Source organism: Pseudomonas sp. BF-B-15, from assembly GCF_019946675.1.
In the GTDB taxonomy this organism is placed as follows: Bacteria; Pseudomonadota; Gammaproteobacteria; order Pseudomonadales; family Pseudomonadaceae; genus Aquipseudomonas; species Aquipseudomonas migulae.
In genome coordinates, this window is sequence record NZ_JAGYFZ010000165.1 from 1 (window position 1) to 7512 (window position 7512).

Below are 7512 nucleotides of genomic sequence, written 5' to 3' on the forward strand. Positions count from 1 at the left end.
TCCTCAGGAATAGCGTCTGAAAACGACCTCCATCTGTACTGAAAGCGCTACAGCGGAACGATATCGATACACCCTCATCGGATCACCGCTGCACAAGGCTTTGATCCACTTATACTTTTTTGTTCGCACTCGACTGTAGCGATTTCGCTACAGCGGTCAAACAGCCACGCCCGCAACAACTCTCTAACAAATTGATTTATAACAATAAAATCAAACTGGCCGCGAAATTGCTTAGTAACCACTCATAAATCAGGGCTTACGCCCAAGCATTCAATCGCGTCCACCAGACGAGTCTGGCCCCCTTAGGAGTTTCCATGAGCGAGTTGCGTTTTACTGAAGATCACGAATGGCTGCGTACCGAAGCTGATGGCTCTGTCACCGTCGGCATCACCGCTTTCGCGCAGAACGCTTTGGGCGACGTGGTTTTCGTACAACTGCCTGAGCTGCAGTCCTACGACAAAGGCGCAGAAGCCGCCACCGTGGAATCGGTAAAAGCCGCCAGCGGCGTGTACATGCCACTCGACGGTGAAGTGCTGGAAGTGAACCCGGCGCTGGACAGCAGCCCGGAACTGGTCAACGAAGATCCGCTGGGCGAAGGCTGGTTCTTCCGCTTCCAGCCAACTGACGCCTCGGCTGTCGCCAAACTGCTGGATCAGGACGCCTACGACCGTCTGATCAAAGCCAACGCCGAAGCCTGAGGAGCACGCACATGACTCAAATCAATCTGAGCACTGCCAACGAATTCATCGCGCGCCACATCGGCCCGCGTTCCGGCGATGAGCAAGCGATGCTCAACAGCCTCGGTTTCGACTCGCTGGAAGCCCTGAGCGCCAGCGTCATTCCGGACAGCATCAAAGGCACCAGCGTGCTCGGCCTCGAAGACGGCCTGAGCGAAGCCGACGCCCTGGCGTTGATCAAAGGCATCGCTGCCAAGAACCAGCTGTTCAAGACTTACATCGGCCAGGGCTACTACGGCACCCACACACCGTCGCCGATCCTGCGCAACCTGCTGGAAAACCCGGCCTGGTACACTGCCTACACCCCGTACCAGCCAGAAATCTCCCAGGGCCGTCTCGAAGCGCTGTTGAACTTCCAGACTCTGATCAGCGACCTGACCGGCCTGCCGATCGCCAACGCCTCGCTGCTGGACGAAGCCACTGCCGCCGCCGAAGCCATGACCTTCTGCAAGCGCCTGAGCAAGAACAAAGGCAGCCACGCGTTCTTCGCCTCTGTGCATTGCCACCCGCAAACCCTCGACGTGCTGCGCACCCGTGCCGAGCCATTGGGCATCGACGTGGTTGTCGGCGACGAGCTTGAACTGACTGACGTGACGCCGTTCTTCGGCGCCCTGCTGCAATACCCGGCCAGCAACGGTGACGTCTTCGACTACCGTGCACTGACCGAGCGCTTCCACGCCGCCAACGCACTGGTTGCCGTCGCTGCCGACCTGCTGGCCCTGACCGTGCTGACCCCGCCGGGCGAGTTCGGTGCCGACGTGGCCATCGGCAGCGCACAACGCTTCGGCGTGCCGCTGGGCTTCGGTGGCCCGCACGCGGCTTACTTCTCTACCAAAGATGCGTTCAAGCGCGACATGCCGGGCCGTCTGGTCGGTGTCTCCGTGGACCGTTTCGGCAAGCCGGCCCTGCGCCTGGCCATGCAGACCCGCGAGCAACACATCCGTCGCGAGAAGGCCACCAGCAACATCTGCACCGCGCAGGTTCTGCTGGCCAACATCGCCAGCATGTACGCCGTGTATCACGGCCCGAAAGGCCTGACGCAGATTGCCAACCGCATTCATCACCTGACCGCGATCCTCGCCAAGGGCTTGAGCGCACTGGGCCTGACCGTCGAGCAAGCCAGCTTCTTCGACACCCTGACCCTGAACACCGGCGCCAACACCGCCAAACTGCATGACAAGGCGCGTGCGCAGCAGATCAACCTGCGCGTAGTCGATGGCGAGCGTCTGGGCCTGTCCCTCGACGAAACCACTTCGCAAGCTGACGTCGAAACCCTGTGGGCCTTGTTTGCCGACGGCAAAGCGCTGCCGGACTTCGCTGCCATCGCAGCGGCAGTGGTCAGCGCGATCCCGGCTGCACTGGTTCGCCAATCGCCGATCCTCAGCCACCCGGTGTTCAACCGTTATCACTCGGAAACCGAGCTGATGCGCTACCTGCGCAAGCTCGCCGACAAGGACCTGGCCCTGGATCGCACCATGATCCCGCTGGGTTCGTGCACCATGAAACTCAACGCCGCCAGCGAAATGATCCCGGTGACCTGGGCTGAATTCGGTGCCCTGCACCCGTTCGCCCCAGCCGAACAAAGCGCCGGTTACCAGCAACTGACCGACGAACTGGAAGCGATGCTCTGCGCCGCCACCGGTTACGACTCGATCTCGCTGCAACCGAACGCCGGTTCGCAAGGTGAATACGCCGGTCTGCTGGCCATTCGTGCTTATCACCAGAGCCGTGGCGAAGACCGTCGCGACATCTGCCTGATCCCGTCGTCCGCCCACGGCACCAACCCGGCTACCGCCAACATGGCTGGCATGCGTGTGGTCGTGACCGCGTGCGACGCACGTGGCAACGTCGACATCGAAGACCTGCGCGCCAAGGCCATCGAGCACCGCGAACACCTCGCTGCGCTGATGATCACTTACCCGTCGACCCACGGCGTGTTCGAAGAAGGCATCCGCGAAATCTGCGGCATCATTCATGACAACGGCGGCCAGGTGTACATCGACGGCGCCAACATGAACGCGATGGTCGGCCTCTGCGCACCGGGCAAGTTCGGCGGCGACGTGTCCCACCTGAACCTGCACAAGACCTTCTGCATCCCTCACGGTGGTGGCGGCCCGGGTGTCGGCCCGATCGGCGTGAAATCGCACCTGACCCCGTTCCTGCCGGGCCACGCCCAGATGGAGCGCAAGGAAGGCGCGGTCTGCGCGGCACCGTTCGGCAGCGCGAGCATTCTGCCGATCACCTGGATGTACATTCGCATGATGGGTGGCGCGGGTCTCAAGCGCGCTTCGCAACTGGCGATCCTCAATGCCAACTACATTTCCCGTCGCCTCGAAGAGCACTATCCAGTGCTGTACACCGGCAGCAACGGCTTGGTGGCACACGAATGCATCCTCGACCTGCGTCCGTTGAAAGACAGCAGCGGCATCAGCGTCGATGACGTTGCCAAGCGCCTGATCGACTTCGGCTTCCACGCCCCGACCATGTCGTTCCCGGTCGCCGGCACGCTGATGATCGAGCCGACCGAAAGCGAATCCAAGGAAGAACTGGACCGCTTCTGCGACGCCATGATCCGCATCCGCGAAGAAATCCGCGCAGTGGAAAACGGCACCCTGGACAAGGACGACAACCCGCTGAAAAACGCCCCGCACACTGCGGCGGAACTGGTCGGCGAGTGGTCCCATCCGTACAGCCGTGAGCAAGCGGTGTACCCGGTCGCGTCGTTGATCGAAGGCAAATACTGGCCGCCGGTCGGTCGCGTCGACAACGTCTTCGGTGATCGCAACCTGGTTTGCGCTTGCCCGTCGATCGAAAGCTACGCTTGATCTATAGGGGCGGCATGTCCGCCCTCGCAAGAACGCCACAAAACCCCGTAGGAGCGAGGCTTGCCCGCGAAGAGGCCATCAAGGTCGCCAAAAGCTTCGCGGGCAAGCCTCGCTCCTACGGGGTCGCGGTGCTCCTCATAACAAGAAACCGGAGAACAACCATGTCGTTAAGCGTGTTCGACCTGTTCAAGATTGGCATCGGCCCCTCCAGCTCCCATACCGTCGGCCCGATGCGCGCTGCTGCGCGTTTCGTCGAAGGTTTGCGCCGTGAAGGGCTGCTGGCCGCCACCACCTGCGTCAAAGTCGAGCTCTACGGCTCGCTCGGCGCCACGGGCAAGGGCCACGGCAGCGACAAGGCTGTGCTGCTCGGACTGGAAGGTGAACACCCGGACACCGTGAACACCGAAACCGTCGCCGCCCGTTTGCAAGACATTCGTGGCAACGGTCGCTTGAACCTGCTCGGCGAACACAGCATTGCGTTCAACGAGAAAGAACACCTGGCGATGATCCGCAAACCGCTGGCCTATCACCCCAACGGCATGATCTTCCGCGCATTCGACGCGGCAGGCCTGCAGATCCGCAGCCGCGAGTACTACTCGGTCGGCGGCGGTTTCGTCGTCGATGAAGACGCCGCCGGCGCCGACCGTATCGTCGAAGACGCCACCCCCCTGACCTTCCCGTTCAAAAGCGCAAAGGATCTGCTCACTCATTGCACCACCTACGGTCTGTCCATCAGCCAGGTGATGCTGACCAACGAAAGCGCCTGGCGCCCGGAAGCAGAAACCCGCGCCGGCCTGCTGAAAATCTGGCAAGTGATGCAGGATTGCGTCGACGCCGGTTGCCGCAACGAAGGCATCCTGCCCGGCGGTTTGAAGGTCAAGCGGCGGGCGGCAGCGCTGCATCGGCAACTGTGCAAGAACCCCGAATCGTCGCTGCGCGATCCGCTGTCGGTGCTGGACTGGGTCAACCTGTACGCCCTGGCGGTCAACGAAGAAAACGCCAATGGCGGACGCGTGGTCACCGCGCCGACCAACGGCGCGGCGGGCATCGTCCCGGCGGTTTTGCACTACTACATGCGCTTCATCCCCGGCGCCAACGAAGACGGCGTCGTACGTTTTCTGCTGACGGCTGCCGCCATCGGCATTCTCTATAAAGAAAACGCCTCGATCTCCGGCGCTGAAGTCGGCTGTCAGGGTGAAGTCGGCGTGGCCTGTTCGATGGCGGCCGGCGCGTTGTGCGAAGTGCTTGGCGGCACCGTGCAGCAAGTGGAAAACGCCGCCGAAATCGGCATGGAACACAACCTCGGCCTGACCTGCGACCCGATCGGCGGGCTGGTGCAAGTGCCTTGCATCGAGCGCAACGCCATGGGTTCGGTGAAAGCCATCAATGCCGTGCGCATGGCCCTGCGTGGCGACGGTCAGCACTTCGTCTCCCTCGACAAAGTCATCCGCACCATGCGCCAGACCGGCGCCGACATGAAAAGCAAATACAAGGAAACCGCCCGTGGCGGTTTGGCGGTCAACATTATCGAGTGCTGATGCGCGCTCTCTGCATCTGCACACTTTTTCAGGAGCTGGATATGTCCACCGAACAACTGTTGAAAACCCCGTTGCACGCACTGCACATCGAACTCGGCGCCCGTATGGTGCCGTTTGCCGGCTATGACATGCCGGTGCAGTACCCGCTGGGCGTCATGAAGGAACACCAGCACACCCGTGATCAGGCCGGGCTGTTCGATGTTTCGCACATGGGCCAGATCCGCCTGACCGGCGCCAATGCCGCCAAGGCCCTGGAAACCCTGGTGCCGGTGGACATTATTGACCTGCCGGTGGGCATGCAGCGCTACGCCATGTTCACCAACGAGACGGGCGGTATCCTCGATGACCTGATGGTCGCCAACCTCGGTAACGACGAACTGTTCCTGGTGGTCAACGCCGCCTGCAAGGATCAGGACCTCGCGCACCTGCGCAAACACATCGGCGACCAATGCACCATCGAGCCGCTGTTCGAAGAGCGCGCACTGCTGGCCCTGCAAGGTCCGGCCGCCGTCACGGTGCTCGCGCGCCTGGCGCCGGAAGTGGCGAAAATGACGTTCATGCAGTTCGCCCGCGTGAAGTTGCTGGGCGTGGACTGCTTTGTCAGCCGCTCGGGTTACACCGGCGAAGACGGTTTCGAAATCTCCGTGCCGGCAGCCAATGCCGAAGCGTTGGCCCGCGCCCTGCTGGCCGAACCGGAAGTCGCGGCCATTGGCCTGGGCGCTCGTGATTCGCTGCGTCTGGAAGCCGGCCTGTGCCTCTACGGCCACGATATGAACACCGACACCACTCCGATTGAAGCGAGCCTGCTGTGGGCCATCTCCAAGCCTCGACGTGCCGATGGCGCGCGGGCCGGCGGTTTCCCTGGCGCTGAAACCGTGTTCGCCCAGCAGCAAGCCGGTGTCAGCCGCAAGCGTGTAGGCCTGTTACCGCAGGAACGCACACCCGTGCGCGAGGGTGCAGAGATCGTCAACGAAGCAGGCGAGATCATCGGTAGCGTTTGCAGCGGCGGTTTCGGTCCGACCTTGAGCGGTCCTTTGGCCATGGGTTACCTCGACAGCGCATACATCGCCATCGACACACCTGTGTTCGCAATTGTTCGTGGGAAAAAGGTGCCTTTGCTTGTAAGCAAAATGCCATTCGTTGCACAACGCTACTATCGTGGTTGATTGACTGTTTCTATAAGTAACGCGGTTGCGTTAACAGTGCACTAATGTGTAACGCAACCGCCATAAAACAGTGCAAGCTTTCGTTTATGAACGCTGCTTATAACAATCGAAAACAATTGAACCGCCGCATCGAATAAGCCGGAACTAGTGAAACACTAATGGCCAGCAACCTGAGTAAAACCGGGCCTCTCACAGGGCTTGTTTTTTCTCCCGTAGTTGGCGTAGAGTTTGTTCACTGTGTTTGCATGGGTCGCTTGGAATCGTGACCTGGGCAGTAGCCTACAAGTTAGCTACATCCCGTTCGACGTCTTCTTACTCTCCTGCAACCAGCCCCAGTACTCTTTCATGAGAAGGAGACTGTCATTAATTTTTGCGTCAAAGGAAATAAGAAATGTCCCAACGTCAGAGCGGTACCGTCAAGTGGTTTAACGACGAGAAAGGTTTTGGTTTTATCACTCCAGAAAGCGGTCCGGATCTGTTCGTGCATTTCCGCGCTATTCAGGGCAACGGCTTCAAGAGCCTGAAAGAAGGCCAGAAAGTGACCTTCATCGCCGTGCAAGGCCAGAAAGGCATGCAGGCTGACGAAGTACAGGCAGAAGCCTAACCTTCTGTTACGAAAAAGCCCCTGATGCTGACATCAGGGGCTTTTTTGTGCGCGTAAATCCGTAAAATGGCTTCTTTTTCCGTCGAGAGCCCTGCCATGTCGAAACACCTGCTCAACCCTCAGGGCGACTTTCCCGCCGCGACCCTGGGCCGTCGCCTGGCAGCGATGTTCTATGACTTTCTGTTGTGCACTGCCCTGCTGATCGTCACCAGCGGCCTCTACAAGATGATCCAGATGGCGATCATCGGCGAAGACAAAATGCGCACCCTGACCGAAGCCGGCGCGCTGGACGGTGACCCGTTGCTCTCGACGGTGTTGCTGTTCGTGCTGTTCGGCTTCTTCGCCAAGTTCTGGACCTGGTCCGGGCAGACCCTGGGCATGCAGGTTTGGTGCATCCGCGTGCAGAACGCCGATGGCTCATCCATCAGCCTGTGGCAGGCACTGCTGCGTTTTGTCGTGTCGATCGCATCCTTGCTGTGCGTCGGCCTTGGATTCATCTGGTCGTTGTTCGACAAACAGAAACGTAGCTGGCATGACATCTATTCGGGCACCCAGCTGGTGCGGATCCCGAAGAAGACCAAATAATCGGATAGCGTAAAACCATTGTGGGAGCGAGCCTGCTCGCGATGACGGAGTGTCAGC

At 60.4% G+C, this 7512-nt stretch carries 6 protein-coding genes; all 6 read left to right on the forward strand.

Going from position 1 to position 7512, the window contains the following annotated elements; translation table 11 throughout:
• The first annotated feature begins 314 nt into the window (after nucleotides 1-314).
• Nucleotides 315-698: a glycine cleavage system protein GcvH gene (gcvH, locus tag KGA97_RS28440; protein ID WP_008027813.1), complete on the forward strand. Its 384-nt coding sequence runs from the start codon at nucleotides 315-317 to the stop codon at nucleotides 696-698.
• A gap of 11 nt (nucleotides 699-709) precedes the next feature.
• On the forward strand, nucleotides 710-3562 hold the full coding sequence (gcvP, locus tag KGA97_RS28445) for an aminomethyl-transferring glycine dehydrogenase (RefSeq protein ID WP_008027811.1): 2853 nt from the start codon (nucleotides 710-712) through the stop codon (nucleotides 3560-3562).
• A gap of 161 nt (nucleotides 3563-3723) precedes the next feature.
• Nucleotides 3724-5100, forward strand: a complete 1377-nt coding sequence (locus KGA97_RS28450; protein ID WP_008038656.1) for an L-serine ammonia-lyase — start codon at nucleotides 3724-3726, stop codon at nucleotides 5098-5100.
• 41 nt (nucleotides 5101-5141) lie between these two features.
• Nucleotides 5142-6266, forward strand: a complete 1125-nt coding sequence (gene gcvT / locus KGA97_RS28455) for a glycine cleavage system aminomethyltransferase GcvT (protein ID WP_008038659.1) — start codon at nucleotides 5142-5144, stop codon at nucleotides 6264-6266.
• A gap of 391 nt (nucleotides 6267-6657) precedes the next feature.
• Complete coding sequence (locus KGA97_RS28460; RefSeq protein ID WP_007977299.1) at nucleotides 6658-6870, forward strand: cold-shock protein; 213 nt, start codon at nucleotides 6658-6660, stop codon at nucleotides 6868-6870.
• Between the two features lie 96 nt (nucleotides 6871-6966).
• Nucleotides 6967-7455, forward strand: coding sequence for an RDD family protein (locus KGA97_RS28465; protein ID WP_008038661.1), 489 nt, complete (start codon nucleotides 6967-6969; stop codon nucleotides 7453-7455).
• Nucleotides 7456-7512 lie beyond the last annotated feature (57 nt).